The sequence below is a fragment of the Chitinophaga ginsengisoli genome, assembly GCF_003014595.1.
In the GTDB taxonomy this organism is placed as follows: domain Bacteria; phylum Bacteroidota; class Bacteroidia; order Chitinophagales; family Chitinophagaceae; genus Chitinophaga; species Chitinophaga ginsengisoli.
The window spans coordinates 687,840-709,569 of sequence record NZ_PYGK01000003.1 but is presented as its reverse complement, the minus strand read 5'-3'; the positions used below and the strand labels follow the sequence as shown (position 1 = coordinate 709,569).

The 21,730-nt window shown below is 42.3% G+C and carries 23 protein-coding genes; 4 read left to right on the top strand and 19 right to left on the bottom strand.

What is annotated here, in order from left to right; genetic code table 11:
• Positions 1–117 precede the first annotated feature (117 nt).
• Positions 118–1,758: an AAA family ATPase gene (locus CLV42_RS10830; protein ID WP_106601919.1), complete on the top strand. Its 1,641-nt coding sequence runs from the start codon at positions 118–120 to the stop codon at positions 1,756–1,758.
• A 95-nt stretch (positions 1,759–1,853) separates the two neighbouring features.
• Here CLV42_RS10830 and CLV42_RS10825 read toward each other — a convergent pair whose 3' ends face one another.
• From CLV42_RS10825 to CLV42_RS10810, 4 genes are read right to left on the bottom strand one after another with little or no spacing between them, the layout of a single operon-like run.
• Positions 1,854–2,303, bottom strand: coding sequence for a DinB family protein (locus tag CLV42_RS10825; RefSeq protein ID WP_106601918.1), 450 nt, complete (start codon positions 2,301–2,303; stop codon positions 1,854–1,856).
• Between the two features lie 3 nt (positions 2,304–2,306).
• Positions 2,307–2,714, bottom strand: coding sequence for a VOC family protein (locus CLV42_RS10820; RefSeq protein ID WP_106601917.1), 408 nt, complete (start codon positions 2,712–2,714; stop codon positions 2,307–2,309).
• Between the two features lie 56 nt (positions 2,715–2,770).
• On the bottom strand, positions 2,771–3,184 hold the full coding sequence (locus CLV42_RS10815) for a helix-turn-helix domain-containing protein (RefSeq protein WP_245901595.1): 414 nt from the start codon (positions 3,182–3,184) through the stop codon (positions 2,771–2,773).
• 49 nt (positions 3,185–3,233) lie between these two features.
• Entirely contained in the window at positions 3,234–4,202 is a 969-nt protein-coding gene (locus CLV42_RS10810) for a GlxA family transcriptional regulator (protein WP_106601915.1), read from the bottom strand.
• A gap of 96 nt (positions 4,203–4,298) precedes the next feature.
• Between CLV42_RS10810 and CLV42_RS10805 the strand changes: the two genes are divergently transcribed.
• Positions 4,299–5,288, top strand: a complete 990-nt coding sequence (locus CLV42_RS10805; RefSeq protein WP_106601914.1) for a quinone oxidoreductase family protein — start codon at positions 4,299–4,301, stop codon at positions 5,286–5,288.
• Positions 5,289–5,400: 112 nt separating this feature from the next.
• On the opposite strand, the gene CLV42_RS10800 is transcribed toward CLV42_RS10805, so the two are convergent.
• From CLV42_RS10800 to CLV42_RS10755, 10 genes are all read right to left on the bottom strand, one after another.
• On the bottom strand, positions 5,401–6,210 hold the full coding sequence (locus CLV42_RS10800; RefSeq protein ID WP_211303427.1) for a DJ-1/PfpI/YhbO family deglycase/protease: 810 nt from the start codon (positions 6,208–6,210) through the stop codon (positions 5,401–5,403).
• 19 nt (positions 6,211–6,229) lie between these two features.
• Complete coding sequence (locus CLV42_RS10795; RefSeq protein WP_170117460.1) at positions 6,230–6,889, bottom strand: putative quinol monooxygenase; 660 nt, start codon at positions 6,887–6,889, stop codon at positions 6,230–6,232.
• Between the two features lie 87 nt (positions 6,890–6,976).
• The gene (locus tag CLV42_RS10790) at positions 6,977–7,789 is read right to left on the bottom strand and encodes an alpha/beta fold hydrolase (protein WP_106601912.1); all 813 of its coding nucleotides are present in this window, start codon (positions 7,787–7,789) and stop codon (positions 6,977–6,979) included.
• Between the two features lie 7 nt (positions 7,790–7,796).
• The gene (locus CLV42_RS10785; RefSeq protein WP_106601911.1) at positions 7,797–8,363 is read right to left on the bottom strand and encodes a carboxymuconolactone decarboxylase family protein; all 567 of its coding nucleotides are present in this window, start codon (positions 8,361–8,363) and stop codon (positions 7,797–7,799) included.
• A gap of 3 nt (positions 8,364–8,366) precedes the next feature.
• Positions 8,367–8,948, bottom strand: a complete 582-nt coding sequence (locus CLV42_RS10780) for a cupin domain-containing protein (RefSeq protein ID WP_106601910.1) — start codon at positions 8,946–8,948, stop codon at positions 8,367–8,369.
• 9 nt (positions 8,949–8,957) lie between these two features.
• The gene (locus tag CLV42_RS10775) at positions 8,958–9,176 is read right to left on the bottom strand and encodes a 2TM domain-containing protein (RefSeq protein ID WP_106601909.1); all 219 of its coding nucleotides are present in this window, start codon (positions 9,174–9,176) and stop codon (positions 8,958–8,960) included.
• A gap of 189 nt (positions 9,177–9,365) precedes the next feature.
• Positions 9,366–11,327 (bottom strand): sigma 54-interacting response regulator, encoded by a 1,962-nt coding sequence (locus CLV42_RS10770; protein WP_106601908.1) that lies wholly within the window; start codon positions 11,325–11,327, stop codon positions 9,366–9,368.
• Positions 11,328–11,340: 13 nt separating this feature from the next.
• The gene (locus CLV42_RS10765; protein WP_170117459.1) at positions 11,341–13,767 is read right to left on the bottom strand and encodes a histidine kinase dimerization/phosphoacceptor domain -containing protein; all 2,427 of its coding nucleotides are present in this window, start codon (positions 13,765–13,767) and stop codon (positions 11,341–11,343) included.
• A 278-nt stretch (positions 13,768–14,045) separates the two neighbouring features.
• On the bottom strand, positions 14,046–14,810 hold the full coding sequence (map, locus tag CLV42_RS10760; protein ID WP_106601906.1) for a type I methionyl aminopeptidase: 765 nt from the start codon (positions 14,808–14,810) through the stop codon (positions 14,046–14,048).
• Positions 14,811–15,006: 196 nt separating this feature from the next.
• A complete protein-coding gene (locus CLV42_RS10755) occupies positions 15,007–15,681 on the bottom strand; it encodes a YceI family protein (protein ID WP_245901591.1) in 675 nt (224 codons plus the stop codon).
• A gap of 1,147 nt (positions 15,682–16,828) precedes the next feature.
• Here CLV42_RS10755 and CLV42_RS10750 point away from each other — a divergent pair.
• On the top strand, positions 16,829–17,536 hold the full coding sequence (locus CLV42_RS10750; protein WP_106601905.1) for a hypothetical protein: 708 nt from the start codon (positions 16,829–16,831) through the stop codon (positions 17,534–17,536).
• Between the two features lie 54 nt (positions 17,537–17,590).
• Here CLV42_RS10750 and CLV42_RS10745 read toward each other — a convergent pair whose 3' ends face one another.
• The 5 genes from CLV42_RS10745 to CLV42_RS10725 all read right to left on the bottom strand — a co-directional run bounded on the left by CLV42_RS10745 (position 17,591) and on the right by CLV42_RS10725 (position 21,495).
• Positions 17,591–18,547, bottom strand: coding sequence for a nitrilase family protein (locus tag CLV42_RS10745; RefSeq protein WP_106601904.1), 957 nt, complete (start codon positions 18,545–18,547; stop codon positions 17,591–17,593).
• Between the two features lie 65 nt (positions 18,548–18,612).
• Complete coding sequence (locus CLV42_RS10740) at positions 18,613–19,410, bottom strand: helix-turn-helix transcriptional regulator (RefSeq protein WP_106601903.1); 798 nt, start codon at positions 19,408–19,410, stop codon at positions 18,613–18,615.
• A gap of 70 nt (positions 19,411–19,480) precedes the next feature.
• A complete protein-coding gene (locus CLV42_RS10735; protein ID WP_106601902.1) occupies positions 19,481–20,725 on the bottom strand; it encodes an RNA polymerase sigma factor in 1,245 nt (414 codons plus the stop codon).
• A 6-nt stretch (positions 20,726–20,731) separates the two neighbouring features.
• Complete coding sequence (locus CLV42_RS10730) at positions 20,732–21,076, bottom strand: YciI family protein (protein ID WP_106601901.1); 345 nt, start codon at positions 21,074–21,076, stop codon at positions 20,732–20,734.
• Positions 21,077–21,087: 11 nt separating this feature from the next.
• Complete coding sequence (locus CLV42_RS10725; protein WP_106601900.1) at positions 21,088–21,495, bottom strand: DoxX family protein; 408 nt, start codon at positions 21,493–21,495, stop codon at positions 21,088–21,090.
• A gap of 11 nt (positions 21,496–21,506) precedes the next feature.
• Here CLV42_RS10725 and CLV42_RS34585 point away from each other — a divergent pair, with 11 nt between their 5' ends.
• Positions 21,507–21,701, top strand: a complete 195-nt coding sequence (locus tag CLV42_RS34585; RefSeq protein ID WP_106601899.1) for a BBE domain-containing protein — start codon at positions 21,507–21,509, stop codon at positions 21,699–21,701.
• Positions 21,702–21,730 lie beyond the last annotated feature (29 nt).

Genomic DNA, 21,730 nt, shown 5'->3' with positions numbered 1-21,730 from the left:
TTTAGAGGGGTAAAATGCATCGAATTCTTTTTATTCCGATTAACCAAATTATATGCTTGATCTACAACTTACTCCACAACTTTTGGCCTTGATCCTGGATTACGCTATTTTTGATATATGCGTATTACTAAACTGGAACTCCGAAATTTTAAGCGTTTCTCTGATCTCACTATTGACAAAATACCGGAGACATCTAAACTCGTATTGCTAGTAGGAGCAAACGGTTCAGGGAAGTCCTCTATTTTCGATGGATTCGATTTTATGAGCAGGCAGGTAACCCGCTTGGCAAATAAAGCTCATTATACTTCAAGTTTAAAGCCATATTATTTCAAGGATGGAGATAATCTGAAAATAGTAGTCACTTTTTCCAATGGAGAACAAAACGGGATAGAGTGGGATCAATTTATTGGGGAGTCGAATGTGTTAAAACGAAAGTTTGTAGGGAGAAGTAGCATTCGGATTGTGCCAAGGATAACTAACCGGGGTAGCGCTGAGGAAGTTAGCAATAATAAGGACGCACCGGCATCATTTATTGATGTAGATGAGAGGTTTTACAACGATGTGGCCCTTTATATTCAACAAATAGACAACGCGCTACGTGAACCTGTTTTTAGTGGCCGTTCAGCCGATACGTTACAGATTTTTCAGGACTTTATTTATCCTTTAAATTCCTCTCTGCTAAATATCTTTGGTGGAGATGAAGCCACTACAATTCAGATCGCGGAGTTTCAAAACGCTACTCCACAGGAAAGTGCAAAATTGATTTTTAAAAAAGGAACTTCTAAAATCAATTATGACTTACTGAGCCATGGAGAAAAACAAGTCGTAATTCTTCTTCTTAACTTTATAGTTAGAAAAGAACAATATAAAGATGCCATTATCTACATTGATGAAATGGATTGCCATCTGAATACATCCCTTCAATCCAAATTATTATCAGAAGTTGTTAACGTTTGGATTCCCGATGATGCTCAATTGTGGACAGCTTCTCATGCATTGGGTTTTATTGATTTTGCGCGGCATGCAGATAATGCGAGTATTATCGATTTGGATTCGCTGAATTTTGATGTATCACAACTGTTAATACCTGAGCCTAAAGAAAATCTTGAAGTTTATACTATTGCTTTGCCTAAGGAAACTTTGGAGAATATACTTCGTGACTATAAGTTAGTGGTAGTAGAGAATCAAAACGCAGCACACTACAATCTAGCTCTAAGTGGGAAGAACTACCTATTTCTTCCTGAAAAGGATAGTAGAGATGTATTTTTAAATATAAAAGGAGATACAACTAAGTTAGGTATAAGAGATCGGGACTACATAATGGATGATGAAATAACCAGGCTTCAAAAAAAATATCCCAATCTACGGATATTGCGTTACTATGCTTTTGAAAATTACATTTACCATCCTGATAATATAGCAGAACTTGATTGTGAGGGATTTGACAAAGCCGCCTATATTAACGAAATCACGACTCAAAAGAATGACAAGTTACTCACTATAGCTGCTGGAATTGAAGTGGCAAGGCAAAGTTATAGTGAATTTAAGGATGGTGTTCAAAAGAACAAAGACATCGAGCCTATCCTGCAAGCATTAAAAAGTGATGATTTTGAGGTCTTTTATCCTTTTTTCAGTATGAAGACCTACTATAGCAGGGTATATCTTCAGTTAATACTTAATAAGTACACTGTTAGCGATCTGGTAAAAACTAATTGGTTTAAGACTAAAATTGAGCAATTGTTGAAGGCTGATTCATAAAAAGTATCCATTAAGTCTTTCATTATCCCGTACAAATCTGGTCGCCCCGACCGGGAAAAGGAACGGATAGCAAGAATGCTATCACAATCCCAACACTAACAATTAAACTGACGGAGATGATGGTCGGCATGTTTATAACTCATGCGCCCAACCTGTTCTTTGGTCATTCTTCCAAAAAAGGGATGTATGAATTCCAGGTCCGAACGTCGGCCACATTCCTCTATCAGGGCAACCCAGTTCTCTTTTCTTACAGCTATATCGCATGAAGAGTTATTTTTTATCCTGATCTCAGGAATTGTAGGCATACTCTGTGGGATCGTTTTTTCATCCTTTAAAAGACTTTTCAAAACCATTTTGCCGAACAGCATTCCGGCAAAAGATCTTTTGCATTTTATCCGGCCTAACATCATTTCTTCATACCGGATGCAATGATCTACCATTTGACCGATATTCATTTTACCCCATTGAGCCGCGGTGCCTTCATGCAGGTTATTGATCCTGGCAATCAGTTCATCTCTCGTTGTTTTGTCAAATATGGTTTTCATGGATTAATTGATTTGAGCGAGTGAAAACCAGTTGCCTGAGTCATCTTTGAATATAGCTTCAGTGCCATAAAATTCTTTTGTGGGAACCTTGGTAAATTCCACGCCTTTTATCCTTAGTTCTTCATAAGTAGCAAAGATGTCGCGGCATGTGAAAACGGCTATGCCGAAAGTTCCTTTTTTTACCAGCTCCCTCAATGCATCTGCAGCCTCTTTAGACATACCACTCTTTGCAACGGGGAATAATACGATTTCAAAGCCCGGCTGTTCCGGTGGGGAAACAGTAAGCCAGCGACCATCCTTGCCCATGGGGACGTCTGTGACAACTTTAAATCCGAGCTTGTTGGTGTAAAAGTCAAAAGCGCTCTCCTGATCAAGAACGTATACAGTTACATGCGTCATTCTGGTTATCATGTGCTTTGTTTTAGATTGTATAGCAAAGGACGATGAAAAAGGAAAGCGCTATTTCTCTAAAATTGCGATTTTTTCAGCCAGCCGTTCTTTTCGGCGAAGCAACCCGGGATGAAATTCAGCGGAGATTCGTTTCTTTGCGTTCTCAGCTTTTGCTGTTGAGCTAAATAATCGGATGGTGTTGTGCCGACCGTTCGTTTGAAAAGTCCGCTGAATGAGCCTAAGCTTTCAAATCCTACAGCATAACAGGCGACTGAAACGGGTGTTCCGGTTTTCAGTAATTCCATCGCCTTCGCAATCCTTACAGAGATCAGATACTGGTGGGGTGTTTTGTAGTATATATTTTTGAACTGTTTGATGAAATGAAATTTGGAAAAGTTTGCTTCGTCTGCAATATTGTTAAGATCGATAGGTTGGGCATAATGAGTATCGATGGAAAGCTTTGCCTGGACCAACCGCCTGTATAAATACATTTTTGGGGATTGCGAGTCTTCCATATTTAATCATTGTAAATATTATCTGTTATTTCAATTTTTTACGAACAGGGCGATGTTGTATTTGCTTCCTGAATTCAATAGGCCCCATTCCTGTAGTTTTAGAAAATAACCGGGAGAAAGAAGATGGATCATCAAAGCCAATTTGATAACATACCTCGGCAATTGAAAGGTTTGTTTCTTCCAATAACGTTTTCGACATGTCAATCCGCTTTTTCTGTATCCATTTTCCAGGACTTATCTGAAGTTCATCAAAAAATTTACGAGCCATGGTTCTTGGTGACATGCCTAATTCTTTTGCCATAATCGAAATGTTCATGCCGGGGTTGTCTTTAAAAAGCCTGTTCAACTTTTTTTCAAGTTGGCCGGACTGCTTATCCAGCGCAAACTCATATGGGCTTTGAAACTGGCGTGAAGAAGGCAACACCATCAGTTTTCGTACACGACGTTCCTGTGTCGAAAAACCCAGGTCAGCGAGCAGGGTGGTAATTAATTCCAATCCTGAAAAGCCTCCCCCGGATGTATAGATCCGGCCATCACGAACCAGAATACGTGTGGGCTCCCACCTTACATTTGGAAATTGCTCCTGTACTTCTTTTTTCAACCACCAGGATATTGTTGCCCGTTTGCCATTCAATATGCCAGAAGCAGCGAGCATGTATGATGCACCACAGGTAGCTGCAAGAATAGCCTCTTGTTTTTGTGCGGCTTTTATCAGAGGTTTGGCAACCCGCCATTCATCCTGCAGGAGATTGGGCGTTGAGATCGCTTCTGCCCCCAAACCACTTAAGAGCACTAACACGTCTATTTTTTTCGAAGGACGGCTCTTTGTGTTATAAATGATGCCTGATCTTGATACCGCCTGACTGTCAGGTGAAACAAATTCAAATGTAAATGGTGCCGGTTCATTTAAACTATTTATTGCCTGCAGGATTTCAACGAATGTAGATGCAATCGCTGAATAAAACCCTGGTGGCAGATAAATCACAAAATGCATAGTGGCAGTTTTTGCATAGTATTTGTCAAAAACGACAAGCCAAAGTTATGCAATCCCATATAATATTGCCTTTCAAATAAAATACTGACATAAATTATGAAAGCAATTGTATTTGATCAAATTGGTTCTCCTGAGGATGTATTGGAACTTAGAAATGTACCTGTTCCTGAAATAGGAGATAACGAAGTGCTGGTGAGGATGGTGGCTACATCCATTAATCCGGGCGATTTTTTATTCATACAGAATCTATATCCGGAACCTAAAAAGCCACAATTTCCTGGTCAGATTGCAGGAAACCACGGTGCCGGCATTATCGAAAAAGCAGGAAGACAAGTTAAATTACAACCAGGAACATTTGTTGCATTCAGTTATTACAATACCTGGGCTGAATATGCGGCTGTCCCATCGGAATGGCTCATACGGCTGCCCGCTGATTATCCAATTGAGCTGGCCTCGCAGTTTGTGAACCTTATAACGGCATGGGACCTGCTTGATCAGGCAGGATTAGTTCCAGGCCAATGGCTGGCCCTTACTGCGGGTAATTCATCAGTTTCTACGATGGTGACACAATTGGCCAGGCATATGGGCATAAATGTGATCTCTTTGATTCGCCAGGCACAAGCAACAGTTGATCTTACTTCAATGGGTGCCAATGCTATTATTGAGCTTTCTAAGCTGCAGGAAGATGTGAACGAACAAATTATGAGAATCACACAAAACAAAGGGATTAATGGAGTCATTGATAACGTTGGTGGCCCTGTTACAGGTGAATTGATCAGAAGCATGGCTTTTGGCGGCCGGGTGATAATTAACGGAGGAATGAGCGCCAACCGGTTTGAGTTGCATAATTTTGATATATTAATGAGCGGGATAGAAATCAAATCCCATGTATATCGTTATTTCTTCAACCCGCCCAAAGAAGCAGACACTCCTATCCTCAATGAAATTATCACCATATCTGCACAACCTGGTTTTCAGGTGCCATTAGGAGGGATACACGATCTGGAAGATTTTAATAGGGCTATTACAGAGAGTATAGAGTATCCTCAAAAGGGTAAGCATATTTTTAAAATTTCACATCTATAAGGATATACCCTTTCTGGATCATCGCTTTTTGTTTCAGTCACCCCGACGCAGGAAAAGGAACAGATCATCGAAATGACCTGTTCCTTTTTATTGGAGTATTAAATGGATCGGGTTACTTGTTGATCAACCAGTTTTCTACCGCTCTTGAAAATTCAGCTACATCTATAGGATGCCTGCTGGTTACCAGGTTGCCGTCTGTTACCACTGGTTGGTCCACTACGGTACCTCCGGCGTTCTTCAAATCCACCTGTATATTCCAGTAACCTGTCAGCTTTTTTCCTTTTAAAATATCAGCAGAAGCTAATACAACCGGTGCGTGACAAATAGCGGCAATCAGTTTGCCCGATTGATTGAAATCCTGGAGGAACTTTATCACATCTTTATCGTAGCGCAGGTTATCGGGATTCCATGCTCCACCAGGTATAAAAACAGCATCATAATCGCTTACTTTGATCATGTCGGCAGTACGATCGAATTTGATCCAGCCAACGGGCTGCAAGTACTGAATGGCCATGATATGTGTTTTTGCCATTTCGGGATACGTCAGGCCATACCGTTCTGGCGCAGGATTGTATTTAGGCGCTACAATATCTACCTGGGCTCCGAGTTGTTTGAAATACCATACCGGCCCAAGTAATTCAATTTCTTCAAAACCATCAGCCGCCAATACAGCGATCTTTTTACCCTTTAATACCGTTGGATCTTTTACAGGCGTAAAGAAGAAAGCTCTCAATGCCTCGTTGCCTGGCGCATTCAAAAGTTGTGATACTGGCATATTCACAACTACTGCCGGGGAGCTAAGTTGATTTAATACCGAAAGTTCATGACTATTCATTGCTGTTGTTTTAACCTGTGCTGTTGCATGGAATACAGTAAAAACACTTACTATACCGGCCAGCATGGATGGATTAAAAAAGTTCATTTCATCAGATTTTTAATTGTTACAGATACGTGCCATCACCAGATGGAGCAAACCTTATCAACCTGTGTAGCCCGGCCTGAAAGGGTTGCTGCTTAATGCTGCTGTTCAAATAGTCGATGACAGGCTGAATAGGAGGAAAGTTCAGATGATACCGGAAGGCATCTTCATTCCTGAATTTTTCATATGTTACAAACTGTGTGCTGTCTTCTTCCAGTTGTGAAAGCTGATAATTGATCACTCCTGGTTCACCTCTGAATTGTGGCATGGCGGTATGATACAAATCTTTAAACAGGCTCCCGGTCCCGGCTTTGCTATCCACAAATAGCATAATAGTGATCGGCGTGTCCTCCTTCGTTGGTTCTCTTCGCCATTCTTCTTTTGAAAGCGGTTCCAGGTCTTTTACATAGATCGTTTTTACAGGCTGTACCAGTTCCTTTTCAGATAATGTGTTGACCTGTTTGAATATGGCACTACCTCTGATTTTCTCCAACACCTGTTTACTGGCCCATCTTTCAATGAGCCACATCACAGAAGGGCTTTCGTCTTCATAATAAGCCTCAGCCATAATGTTATTTTCATTACCAACAGCCTGTTTTACATACTTACCAAGTAAGGTGCGAAGTGCTTCCACCTGGTCTTTTTTTACCTCAAACCGCGTTAATACAACTACTTCAGCCATGCGATCTGTTTTTTGCGCTTTTACATAAATACTACCTAGCAGCATACACATTGCGAGCATTAAATGTCTTGCCATGGTAAATCGTATTTATTGTGCAGCCTTGATTAACAAGCCTGAAACGGTATGTGGTTCCGCCAGGAAGGGCGAATGACTTGTGTTCACGGTGAGTACGTTTTTTATACCTGCCGCTGCTATCATGCGATCCTGCAGGGCGGGCGAGATCACTACATCCTTCAGTGTCTTGATATATATTTTATCTACTGCACCGAAACCTTCATTTGTCAGCGTCACCTTGTTGGTAAATGGAATAGCCGGCTCCGCCCGGTAATTGGCCAGCACCAGGTCTTTAGCAGCTTGTGAACCGTCGTTGATAAAAAGGTAAGTGAGGCTGTCGCGTTTTACATCGAGTGTCAATTGATCGGCTGATGGTCTCAGCAAAGGGCCCAATTGGGAGCCAGGGTCCGAAAAAGCAAGGTCCGTAAGCGCCTGTCCCGTTGCAGGAAGATAAGCCCCTATGTAAATCAGTTTTTTGATCTTGTTGGGGATTTTTTCTGCCACGTCTGTAATCACCATTCCACCCATGCTATGTCCTACGAGAATGACATTACTATCGGCTTTGGCAATAGCATTGATCACTTCATCTCTATATACATCGAGACTCAGCTGGTGAGGAGCCGTTGTGTCGGAGCCGTGGCCCGGCAGATTCACTACAATCACTTTGTCGCCATTTTTAACAAGATCAGCCTGCACTGAATCCCAAACGTACGGAGCCTGCCATGCACCATGTACCAGCACATAAGTATGGGGAGTGGCACCTGGTTCTTTTTCATGGTTAGCGCATGAAGTGGCTGTTGTAATAAGCGCTGCAACAGCCAGCAGCGATAAAATTGACTTTTTCATGTAGAGGTTATAGATTTTCGGGTGAGGGCATATCGAATCCGTTTAAAATAATGGCGATAAAGCAGTAGCCGCCGATAAGAAAGAAGAGCTCTGCTACCGCATCCTGTCCAAGCAGTTGAACTGCCCGCTTATAAGTCGAATCCGGCACCACATGACCGTTAACCAGCACATGGGCAATCGAATGAGCAATGGCCTCCTGTTCGTTTAAACCATCAGGATGACCGCCTGCTGCAAGCAATGCGACAACATCAGGCGCAATACCAAATGCTTCCGCCATGATCTCATGTGCATACAGTTCAAATCGTGCCCCAAAGGATGCAGCAACTGTTAGGATAGCTACCTCACGCACCCTTTTGTTAAGCGTTGCATGCATGTCGAGCGTTCTTATAAAACTCAACGCCGGAATGCCGAACTGCGGGTAGTGTAACATAGCCGGGAAAGGACCTAATAATGCTCCCTGCGCGTCTATCATTGGTACCTGACGCTGACTTCGGCCAACAAGATGGGCGATCTCCTCATGTACTGAACGGGTTTCGCTGCCAAGCGTATCCGGCGGTAATGGTTGTATACGCATGGCTTAATTTTTAGGCGTTACGATTTCAGGTGTAAACTCCCCATCGATCAGAATGAACGCCATACGGCAGATCTTGCCGGAGCGGTTGGCCCAGGCATGATTGGTCCCATTTTGAATAATGATATCACCTGCCTGAATAGTCGTCTCTTCCTTATCGAGCACCAAGGTGATTTCCCCTTCAAGCACAATTCCGTAATCGACCGTTTTTGTGCGGTGCATCAACGGATGGGGAGCCGCTTCATTTGAGGTGGAGGCTTTTTCATCGCCCATTGATTTGAATTTAGCTGCTGCATCAGCCCCGGTGAGTTTTCGTATTTCTTCACCTTCCGGCGGAAATTCAATTACCCGTAAACGCGTACCGTTTTTAGGAGGCGGTAATATCAGGCCTTTTTCTTCGGGCTCCGCCGGCTGTGCATGGATTAACGCAGGAGCTTCCAGCGTATGCCATACTTCAAAAAAAGTAGGGCCGCCTGGTCCACCAACAAGTTGGGTATGGGTGGGGGGAGCATCGGAAATAATAACTGCTGCACCATCCGTGTTATGACCTGTTATAATACGTCTGAATGTTTTTTGTTGCTGGTTCATACATCCGTTTTAGTTGCTCTTTGATTTTTTGAAAACAAATACACCCAGGTAATGGAATATAATACCGATACCCCATGCAACGGTGGACCATAACGGCCAGGGGTAGCTTCTGTCAGTGAAGTACCATACGATCCACAAAGCGGGAATGCAAAGCAGGAATACGATGAGATGAATTCTGAAACCTTTTTTAGGATTGGAGGCTTCGCTCCATTGATGTGGGTATGACATACAAATAGTTTTGATCTGTGTTGACTATTTGTATGCCATTCCAGCTACGAGAATGACATGCGGAGAAAGTAATTATGTAATCAGCTGGAAGTAAGATGAATACTGATGGTCCGCAATGTAGAGATGCAAAAGAAATACTGCCGGATTCTCCATTATTTCGGACTCAACTCCGAAAATATCGGAGTTGGGTCACTCAAAATCCTGCTTTCTTATATTCAGCCTGATCATTTTTGATTCGAGGGTGGTAGGTTTTATATTCAATAGTTCTGCGGCTCCGTTGACGCCCCGTATACGGCCTTTTGTTTTTTTGAGGATGGAAGTAATATATTCTCTTTCTGTTTCCTGCTGAATATGCTTTACTTCATCAAATGTATTAATACCGGTTTTTCCGATAACGCTAAAAGCCGGCGATGAAAGGTCCCGCATGAGCTGCAATTTGGACCTGCCATCATTCAGCACAACTGACTGCTCTACAACATTCTCCAGTTCGCGAATATTTCCAGGCCAGTCATATGCATATATCTTTTGGATCATTGCGTCTGAAATCCCATTAAAGGGTTTATCAAATTCCTTACAGAATTTATTACCAAAAAACACGGTTAGCGCTTCTATGTCTGTTTTACGCTCACGCAATGGTGGTAAAGTAATAGGGAAAACGTTCAGTCGATAATACAGGTCAAGACGGAACCTACCTTCGGCTACTTCTTTATCCAGATTGCGGTTTGTGGCGGCAACAACGCGCACATTTACTTTTACAGGCGAGTGGCCGCCAACATATTCGATCTCCCTTTCCTGTAAAACACGTAATAATTTCATTTGTATGGCCAATGGCAGTTCTCCGATTTCGTCCAGGAAAATGGTTCCGCCTTCCGCCTGCTCGAACTTTCCTTTCCTTTTTTCAATAGCACCCGTAAAAGCACCCTTTTCATGACCGAACAACTCAGATTCTACCAATGTTTCAGGAATAGCAGCACAATTAACCTTAATGAATGGCCCCTTTTTCCTGGTGGAAAGTTCATGAATGGATTGCGCTACTTTTTCTTTGCCAGTGCCGCTCTCTCCCAATATAAGTACGGATGTATTATAAGGGGCTACCTGCGTTGCAAGGTCTAATGCCGCTAATAAGAGGTGATGATTTCCAATGATGCTTTTGAATCCAGGATAAAACTCCGCTTTATTTTTTTTCTTCTCCGGAGAAACCGGCCGATCCTTTTCTACAGAGGTTGATGTCTCATAATAAATGATCTTTTCTGCCAGATCTTCCAGGCATTGTTTTATCCGGTGTAGAAAGGTAAGATGGCTTTTACTGTAAATGCCGGGCTTGCGACTATAAAAAAAATAATGAACCGACAATCCATAGCCAGGAGAAACAGGGAATACCAGGTATGACTCCATTCGCAGACAATCTAACAATGTTCTTTGCAGTGAATTGTTTGGAGAATGATTGTTTGGTGCTTCGCTGCTATAGATGTTCCCATGACTGTCGGCAGGGCTATTTTCAATAACTGCATAAAAAGAACTATTGCTTAAACCCGTGATGGTGAGTAATTCTTTTTCGCCAATATGCTGGTATTCATCAAAACCAACCCGCAAATAACCTATATCAGTGAACCGTTCCCCATTCAGAGGCCTAACTCCCGTTGCTATAAAATCAAACGGGATAAAAGATTGCATAGCGCTGGCCAGCTTTAAAAATTTTGACTGAGCATCAGATTCTTCATTGCATATCTCAGTCAGCAGACTTTGTAAACGTTCTTCATTCCGTAATTTTGACTCAAGACTATGCGTATGACGATACCATGCAATATCCAGGGTGATCAGCAGGTCTTTCTCCCTGAATGGTTTAACTAAAAATCCGTAAGGCTCGGTAGTCTTTGCCTCTTCCAGTACTTTCTGGTTAGAGTTGGCAGAAACATAGATGAATGCGATATTATCCTCCCTCAGCTTTCGTGCCAGTGTAATTCCTGAACGTTTTCCGTTTAACCGGATATCCAGAATCACCAGGTCTGGCGTTTGCTGTTGCAGATATGTGTCAGCCTCTCCAACTGAAGCAGCAATTCCTATTATATGATACCCCGCCTGCGTTAATATTAATTGCAGGTCATTGGCTACAATAAACTCATCTTCTACTATGAGTAATTTTTTATTCATAGAAACTTGCTTATTATGAATTAACAAATGGTTCGTCAGAAATATGTTTACTCATCACTTCAAACCGGATTATTACACTCAGGCCGTTTTCACTTATAATATTAACATTACCGTTTAATTGCTTTGTAAGTCCCTGTACAAGTTTAAGTCCCAGTGAATTAGGCTTCATTACATCAAAATCCACCGGCAGGCCGACACCATTATCAGAAATATTGAGTAACGCATGGTCCTCCTCAATAGATTGCAGATTGATACTGACAATCCCTTTGCGATCGCCGGGGAATGCATACTTAATAGCATTTACGATGCATTCATTGATGATCAATCCGAGCGGAATTGCCTGTGACACATCAAGATCAATGGGCGCAATGGTTTGTTGAAAGACGATCCGGCTGCCGGTATCGAAACTTTCATGAAGGTAACTCAACAGTTCTTCGATGTATTCAGGCATGGAAATGGTCGAAATATTTCCTGACAAATAAAGCTTCTGATGTATAAGCGACATGGCCTGCATCCGCCGCAGACTATCTTTTATAGCCAGTACAGCTGCATCATTATCGAGATAGGCGGCCTGTGAATTAAGCAGACTGGTCACCATTTGAAGATTGTTCTTTACGCGATGATGGATCTCTTTAACAAGCCATTCTTTTTCTTTTAATAATACATGCTGTTTCGTATTCAGTGTTTCTAAAAATGTATTTTTTTGATCTAATTCTTTTTGATGCACCTGCAGCTTATGATTGCTTTTGTTTTTTAGAAGATAGCGGTTAAACAATAATCCCACAATGATCACTAATAACACCACAAATGCCAGGGTAATATTTTTTGTTCTGTTGGCCTGCTCAACCCCAATACGCTGCAACTGGTACTGGTTGTTGAGGGTTTCAATATCTTTTTCCTTTTTAGCGGTTTCGTACTGCACCCTCAATTCTTCCATTTGCCAGCTTCTGGTTTCATTAAAGAGGGAATCGTTCAATAGTTTATGTCTTAGCAGATGTTTCATGGCGGAAGGATAATTCCCCATGCCGGAATCGGCCCTGAAAAGCAGCAGATGAATTTCTTTAGCTTCAGGATATGAATGAGTAGCTTCTGCAGTATTCAGCGCCTTTTGCAAATAGACGGCGGCTTTCCGGTATTGCGTTTTGCCGATGAAATACTGACCTAACTCATAATGAATATCGGTTGTAATTTCATTGTCCTGCTGCAGCTGATCGGATAACTTTATCAATGCAGCATAATATTTTTCAGCCTGCCGTTCCTGTTTCACAGCATGATAACAAAATGCCAATGAACCGAGCAGGCATGCTTCTGCGTGAACACCAAAGGGTTTGTTTTTTGCGTGAATATCAAGAATATACCACAGCGCTTCCCTTGCTCTTTTTAGCTTTACCAGCTCCCTTGCAAAAAAGAATGCATCCCTGAATACATAGTCATTGTTGTCCCCTTTAAATACCCGGTCTCTAAGCGCTTTTGAATACCACTCTACGCTTTTGTCCGGCTGACCAGATTCCCGGTACATATTTGCAAGGCGACTATAAAAAGTAGTGGCCGAAACGGAATCATGCGTCGCTTCCACACTCTCTATTGCCTTTGAGCCGTAAAAGATGCATTTACTAAAATCACCTTTATAGCGACAGGTTACTGCCAGCAGATCGTAAATATAATGGAGGTCCCGGTATCCGATGCCCTTATAAAGTTCAAGTACATCCAATAGCTCTGTTTCAGCAAGATCCAGCTTTCCCTCCACAAGATGTATATCAGCAATTGTCTTTAATACCCATGCCTGTCTTTCCTGATTACCGCTTTTTTTATAAAGCGAATACATTTTTTCAAAACAGTAAAGCCTGGTTACGCCGGTCTTTTCGCGCAAAGGGATCAGCGTTGCCAATTCATGCCATAGAAGCGCTTCTTTTTCCTCATTACCCGGCAGACTTATTTTATCTATTGCTGTCTGGTATAATTTTTTACTTTGCTGCAAACCTTCGGTCATAAAGGAAAGCATTGCTTTGATATGTATACGTTCAGGCTTCCACTTTTCAGCCGGATGGCTCATTGCAATTTTATTTGCCTGCTCTAAAAAGTGCATCGAGCTATCCAGGTCCTTTTGGGTTCTGTCGGTATGAAAAAGATAATGCTGGCCCAATATTATTAATAAACGAAAGCGGGTTGAATCATTTAGTATGCCCAACATAATAAGGGCTGAGCGTATTTCATTTTTTCTGATCAATGCATCTCCCTTTATTAAATTCGCCTCATGCTTTCCATTTTCATATTTTAAAGCCTGGCTCAGATGGTGGGCTTCATCTGCGAAGTAGCAGGCACTGTCAAGTTGTGTGCGTGGATTGCCGGTTTTGTACAAATAATACTCCCGCTGAATATAATATTGACCAAGCTTCAGTAAAATAGACACACGATTAGTATCTGCTTTACTTTTCTGCAATTGTAGAACCAATTGTGAATGAACACTATCTTTTAACTGAGGGAATGATAAAAACGGGGAAACCACCAAAATAAAAATGGTGGCAAGAATAAAGAAGAACGCTTTTTTATATTGTTGCATTTGGGAAACAACAACTTTTTTAATTGTTCATTAATTATAGGTCGTTTGCTATGATTGCCGGTACTTTCTTCCAATGTTGCGGTTAGTCGGGTGGCGATTTCCTGATTAAGTGGTTGCAATTTTGAGGGCAACGCAGGTGATTGTAGATAAAATATCCGTTAATTCAATATACCATTCATTTCCGTTAAAATAATCGGTTGTCCATCAGTTACTACAATAGTATGCTCATGCTGTGCCATATATCCGCCTTTGTTACCCACCATCGTCCAGCCATCACCAAGCTCTGTCGCATAAGTTGAAGTAGTAGATATAAACGTTTCTATAGCAACCACCGAGTTCTTTTTAAATCGCCTTGTATCATATCGATTCCTGAAGTTAAGCAGTTCGCCTGGCTCTTCGTGTAAGCGGCTGCCTATACCATGCCCTCCCAGATTTCTGATTACCTTAAAGCCTCTCTTTTTAGCTTCCGTTTCCATCAGGTAGCCGATATCCGCTATCTTCACTCCTCCTCTGATGTTATTGAGTGCTTTTTGCAGTATTTCCCTGGATGCATCGACCAGCTTTTGATGCTGATGAATATCATTGCCAAGTACAAATGATCCGCCGTTATCGGCCCAGAAGCCATCCAGTTCAGCTGAAACATCAATATTGATTAAATCACCTTCTTTTAGAATGCGTCTGGCAGAGGGAATGCCGTGACAGAATTCATTGTCAACGCTGATGCATGTATATCCCGGAAACCCGTATGTTAAGTAAGGCGCTGATTTCGCACCCAGGTCGGATAATATTGTAGCGCCGTATTCATCAAGTTCTTTTGTACTCATTCCCGGTTGAGCATAGGTCCTCATTTCCTTCAAGGTATATGCAACAGCCTCACTCGCTTTTTGCATGCCTAATAATTCAGATTCTTTTGATATCGACATAGGTTGTTTCTACTTTATTGTTGTAAATAATTGAATTTCCGGATAATGTTCCCTGCCATGGCTTTTTTCTTTGTAAGATCAGGATCGTCTGTATTCGCATCAGGTATCTAAAGATAAGCGTTTTAAATAATATACCGGTAAACGAAAACAGCCTGGCATTATGCCAGGCTGCTCTTTATACAAGTCCTTCGGAAGATTATTTCTTCACGGCCTTCAGGCTGAAACCAATTTCAACATCTTTGCTGATCATCCAGTTTTCAGGACTACCTTCAGTTTTGTAGCTAATACCCCATGCACTTCTGTCTATCACAAATTTTGCGTTAGCAGTAACATCATTTTCACCAACAGTGATTTGTGCAGGGAAAGTGATGTTCAGGGTGCTGTCTTTCAGTGTCAGGTTACCGCTGATAAGATTAGTAGCGCCGGGAAGAAGACTTTTCTCTTTGGTGCTGTCATACGGAGCAACGCTGGTAATAACGAATTTAGCAGTCGGGTGTTTCGCAGCATCAAAGAAGTCCGGGCTTTTCAGATGGCCATCCAGATCAGTTGATTTTTTATCAGGCTCAGTAACAGAGGCAGGATCTGTGGTCAGTGAATTCATGTTTACGTCAAAGTTACCACCGGTAACAGCGCCGTTTTCGACATTGAGACTACCATCTACAACTTTGATGTTTCCAAAACGTGGAGCAAATCCACCTTTGTGAGTAGCACGCCATTGAACAGAAGTGGCCGTTGTGTCAATGCTGTAAGCAGTTCCGGTGGCAGCGGCAGCTTCTTTCTTGTCTTCTGTTTTCGCCTTGTCGGTTGAGGCGCCGCCACATGCAGCTAAGGTAAGCAGCAGGATAAAGGCAGGTACTGTTTGCTTCATCATATATTTCAATTTAAATTAAGAATTCTGTATTACGCAGCCGGGTTTAATCAATAGGAATTAACCAGCAAACAATGCCTGTTGAAGGCAATCTTTTCTATGATATTTTGAAATCTATCAGATGCTTGATATGTTTTCTGATAGTTGTAGATAACAATGTTCCTGTTCTGCTGTTTAACATCATCGCAATATACGAATGAGGTTCAAATATTATACACCATTCAAATTGATCTGCTTTTTCTTTCCCATCAATCAAAGCGAAATTTCTTTTAAAGATATTTAAAATAAGTTTTCTTTCTGAGTTTATCCTCTTCCTATAATAAATTAATTTTCCCTCACATCTGATAAAATGAATTAATAATAACTAGTTCATTATAAAAGAATTGTGTCCATTTTTTTCGTTCTGTACATAAATTATCAGTATATTTATCCTCAGACTGACCTCAAAAATAAACACTCAGAAAACCATAACTATAGTACACCAATTAATCAATCTTGAATACCATTTACTAACAAAACCTTATTTGATAACTGCACGGCAATAGCCAGAGGCTTTCATGCATCTTAATCATTTATTAAATCATTCGCGGCAGGAGCAATGTCTGCCTGTATAGCTATTGCCTTGTTTTCGCTTTTCACATCATCCATAACCGAAGTCATCCTGCAACGATGGAGAAAATCCTCAAACAGAGAATATGGCCAATAGCTGTTATTGTCGTATTGATCATTTGTCTGGGAGCAATCATGGCTCGCAGGAAAGCTATTAAGGTAGTTGACCCCTGTGAGCAATCGCTTAAGAATGTAATGCAGCAAGAAAAGAAGAAACAATAATAGGAGGGTAAAAAATGAAAGGAGAAGTTACGGCCCGTTTTCGGGCTGTTTCTTTTTATATATAGTGAGTTTTGGGATCGCTTTAAATCCTTATACATCTTACTGCTTCCGGCAACAATTGCGTAAATACATTATCAGTGCTATTCTGTCCTTTTCTTATTGCATAGATAATCAGGTAGAAACAGCCATATAATTATCCTGTGTACTTTTTTTAAAAAAAAATCTTTAACCCCGTAGGAGTTTTTTAATATTTCCTGTCTTACTGTAGAATATTCGCCCATTCACCTTAAAAACAAGTTTTAATAAAGCCAATCGAACCATGAAAAAGATGCTGATTTTATTAGTGATGTGTACTTCTATATTTGCCTGCAGTAAAGATAAGGACGGATCCTCTCCTAATTCATACAGTCCCGGCGATGTTGTAACGGTAGACGAAACTGTTATGTACACCGGCAATAGTACCATATATGATAAAGCGCTTATAAAAGATTATGTGACACGACGCGGACGTGCTTCGTCTTACATATTAGATGCCACTACCGGTTCCGGGGCGCATCTTTCCTCCTATACCCTGGAATTTCAGGGCGAGAAGAATGTATTGCTGGGTAATATCAAAACAGAGATCATTAGTAAAAGTGATACATTAATGATGCTGGCAGCGGTAGATTTTACAGAAGATAGTCCTAAGCCTAATACCAATGTAGCTGATTCAATAATGAATCTGGTACCGCTTGGCGGCCCAGCATCAGAGTGTCCGACTTATTACACAAATCCGTGTAAGTATAGGAAGAAATACCCTGTCAGGATCGTAAATGGGCAGTATTATTTTGCGTATGTAGTGGCAACTGCTACTTCTACCTCGTGGAAGCCTTCACCATTTGGCGTGCCTATGGAGCTGACGGAGTTGAGCCACCTGCAAGGACAAACTATGCTTTTTGACCGTAATGTAATATCCAAGTTAAGCCAGGAAAGCAATAAAGACACGCTTGTGGTGCAGATCCTGCGCCGCCCTTTAGCCAAGCAATAGAAAACAGTGATAATGAACCAGGTCGCCCGTTTCCGGGCGGCCTTTTTAATGATCTTATGCTTCCTTCTCCTGCATCCAGACTACCTTCTGTACGGCCTGATGAGGCGCGGCGAGGATGTGGCCATACAAGTCCGTCCGTCTTGCATTCCTGTATCGGTGGCCGCCGGATTGTGTAAGCTTCTCCCGCGTAAGTGTGGCAATCGCAATATCATCTCCCAGGCGTCTGCATTCCGCAATCACATCTCCGAATGGATCAAGGATCATAGAACAGCCATTCTTCAACTGATCATCATCCATGCCAATAGGATTAGAGAAGATGGCGTAAATACCATTGTCATAGGCCCTTGCAGGCAGCCACTTCATCAGCCAGCTGCGGCCTTTTAATCCGTCGAATTCAGCACGCAGGGATGTCGGATCTGTTTCGCGGGCGGCCCACAATGCCGGATCTACAAATCCTGCTCCCGGCCGGGTAGAAGGTGTACACATGGTTACGTGCGGCATGAAAATGATTTCAGCACCCAGCAATGCAGTGGCACGTACATTTTCAATGATGTTATTATCATAGCAGATTAATATACCGCATTTCCATCCCAGGAGGTCAAACACAACATATTCGCTGCCCGGTGTAAGATGCGGGTTAATGAAAGGATGCAGCTTTCGGTATTTGGCGATCAGCCCAGTTTTGTCTACACATACATAGGCTTTATACAGATTACCGTCAGCTGTTTTCTCAAACAACCCTGCCAGGATCACAATATCCAGTTCTTTAGCAATGGCAATTAAAGCCTGGATGCTTTCTCCGTCTGGAATAGATTCCGCGATGTCCGTTAATTGTTGCCGGTTCAGGTGCCTCGCAAAGGTATAACCGGTGATGGAGCATTCATGGAATGCGATCACCTGTGCGCCCTGAGATTTTGCTTGTGCAGAAAGGGAACGGATGATATGTAAATTGTAAGCTTTATCGTCGCTTCGGTTTTCAAACTGTGCAGTAGCTATTTTTATTGGCAGCATAAATGGAGTGATTATCCTGCAAAATAGGTCAACCTTGTTATCTCGGATTGTATAAATCCGACAGATTATAATTGCAGGAAATTCAGTGCCAGCGGATGTGCTTCGCGTTGGTATTGATGAGGTGTGAAACCGGTATATTTTCTGAAGTCTCTTATAAAATGAGCCTGATCAAAGTAACCACTTTCGTAAGCAATGTCTGTAAGCGTGTTTACTGCACGCATCTTCTTTACTCTTTTCGCACTGGCATTTAAGCGGGTAATACCCGAGAATTGCTTGGGCGTAAGCCCGGTATGTAGTTTGAATTTTCGTTCCAGTGTACGCTCATTCACTGACAGCGTTCTTAATAATGCTTCTATTGGCAGGGTGCCGTCATGCTTTGTAATTTCCTCCACTGCCTGCATAACAACCGCCTCGGGACACATGCTTTTCTCCAGCTGGCGCAAAAGAAATGTATCAATCAAACGGATCTGCTGGCTCAGTTGTTGCTCTTCCAACAATCTTGCGGCAACAGCATTGATGGAAGCACCCAGCATTTCATGGGCCGGGAAGAAAGAATCGCGCCATTCCTCTGCCGGTACACCCCAGAAATGATGAGCACCATAAGGCTGGAACACTACTATAATCCATTTTATATCGCCGGAAAGTGAAAGGTCGTGGTAGTTGTTGATCTGCCCGTATAGCCAGGCAGAGTGATAGGACGGGGTACCATTTGAAATATGTAAAGATGCATTTCCCAAATTGAAGACCAGCCCTGTATTGCCATCTGTAAACAGGCGGTGATGCCAGTTAACAGCCAGCCGCTCCTCCAGCACCAGGTAATGCCGGACAAAATGCGCTAAAGCAGGATGTGGCTGGATCTGCATATGGAATAATTATCTGGTGTAATTTAATATTATTAATTCATATGCTATTGGGGACATATTGCCGAAGAAACTATGCTTTTCCTTTCAACCGCTCTACCTCCTTCAACAACGTCCTCTTCTCCTTCGCTGATTTAGTCAATGTAATCGCCGTGTTATAATGATTAACGGCTTTCTCAACATCCCTGCCGGCATATAAACACCCCAGCAGTGAGTGATAATAACTATTCGCCTCCAGCCGCAACTTCTCCGCTTCAATAATCCCCTTGTCATCTCCATACACTTTCGCAAAAGCAAAAGTCCTGTTCAGGGCAGTCATAGGCGAATATTCAATTAATATAAGTTCATTGTACAGTTGCAGAATATGTTCCCATTTCTTATTGTCAGTGGGTGTTGTATGCCAGTAAGCAATGCCCGCTTCCAGGTGATATTTTGACACTTCATTTCCTGAACAGGCATTCACCAGATAGTAATTCCCTTTGTCGATCAGTTCTTTGCTCCACAGATCCTTATCCTGTTGCTCGAATAGTATGGTTTCTCCGGCTTCGTCTTCTCTGGCATCGAGTCTGGAGCTTTGATAACACATGAGTGCAAGTAGGGCATTCACTTTCGTGGAGTTTGTCAATGGATGTTCTACTAATAACAGCGTAAGGCGGATAGCTTCTGAACAGAGCTCCTTCCGGATAAGATGATTATTGGATGCAGAGAAATAACCTTCATTAAACAACAGGTACAAAGTTCTGAGCACCGTAGCAAGCCTGGATTGAATAGCATCCTCCCGTAAGGTCGTGATCTTAAAATCATCATTCCGGAGATTTGTTCTCGCCCTTAGCAAACGCTTTTTGATCGTTTCCCTTTTCGCAAGAAAGGCGTTCGCTATTTCTTCTACACTAAATCCACAGAGAATTTGCAGTGCGAGACAGATCTGTGACTCAGGAGAATTGGCGGGATTGCAAACAGCGAAGATCATCGCCAGTTGGCTGTCGTTGAAGAGCTGTTGTGTGAATGCGAGATCAGGTTCGGGTTGTTGCTCATCTGTCCGGATATTCCCTTTAACCTGTGTGTCGAAGAGCTGCTGCCGTTTGAGGAAGTCTTTGGTTTTGTTTTTCGCTACGGTGTAGAGCCAGGCCGTTGGATTAGCAGGGATCCCATGCAGACCCCAAAACTCGGTCGCCTTCAGGAATGTTTCACTGACAATATCTTCAGCTATCTCTATATGTTGCAAGCCAAAATGACGGCATAATACGGCCGTCATTTTAGCGTACTCCAACCTGAATAGATGTGGCAAAAGCTGTTGAGATGTTGCCTTTTCTTCCATTGGCGGTTAATTGTTAATCTCACGTTTTAACACTTCCCTGACCTCTACATTGCCACCAGATTTCAAAACTGGATTGTCTTTAGCCAGTTCTACTGCTTCTTCAAGGGTCTCCGTCCTGACGATCACATAGCCGGCAACAAATTCCTTGATCTCTGTATATGGGCCGTCGGTCACCACATTCCCCGGTCTTACGGTTTTAGCGCTGACGGGCGACAAGGAATTTCCTTTATCAACCAGTTTGTTCTGAGAGGCGATGCCGGCCATCCAGTTCATTCTTTCCTGCATCTGCTCTGGCGATGGCTTGAAATCAGCATTATTGCTGGTCCTGAAAATTAATACAAACTCTTTCATTACTGTGGATTTTATTGTTCCCTTCCATGACGATCAAAAGTACCCAATGGGGACACCTGAGTGGTCCTGCAAAAGTAAACGTAAGAAATAATTAATGCCAGCAGTGCAATAACAGGCGATATAAAGCTAGCCGCCGGCGCCTCAATGGCACAAAATGAAATAATGGCCGATATGACATTAATGCCAATCCCGGCATAAGCCCATTCTTTTACCCTGGTGGGAACCGGTAGCAATATTACAACTCCCCCTAGGATCTTAAATATGGCTAATGTGATCCTGAAATAACGGGGATACCCCATCCCGTTCACCGTGTCAATAAAGAATGGCAGCGCCAGTAAACCCCAGGCGCCGAAGGCGGAAAACAGCGTTACAAAGACGGTACTTGCCAGGTAGATAATTTTGTCGGTTCTTTTTGTCATAGTAGAAGTTTATTTCCGCCTATGACGATCGGAAGTCAAACACGGGGACACGACGCTCACATTATCGGGGAGATCCTAATATCCTGGGACCGGAAGAATATGAACAGATTGATGAAGCATATGGCGTGAATCTTTTCCGCCTACAGAAGATTAAACAACAGTATGATCCGAGCAAGGTGTTTAATGGTATACCAATCCCTCAATAGTAAAGAAAGCCACATCGCATTGATGTGGC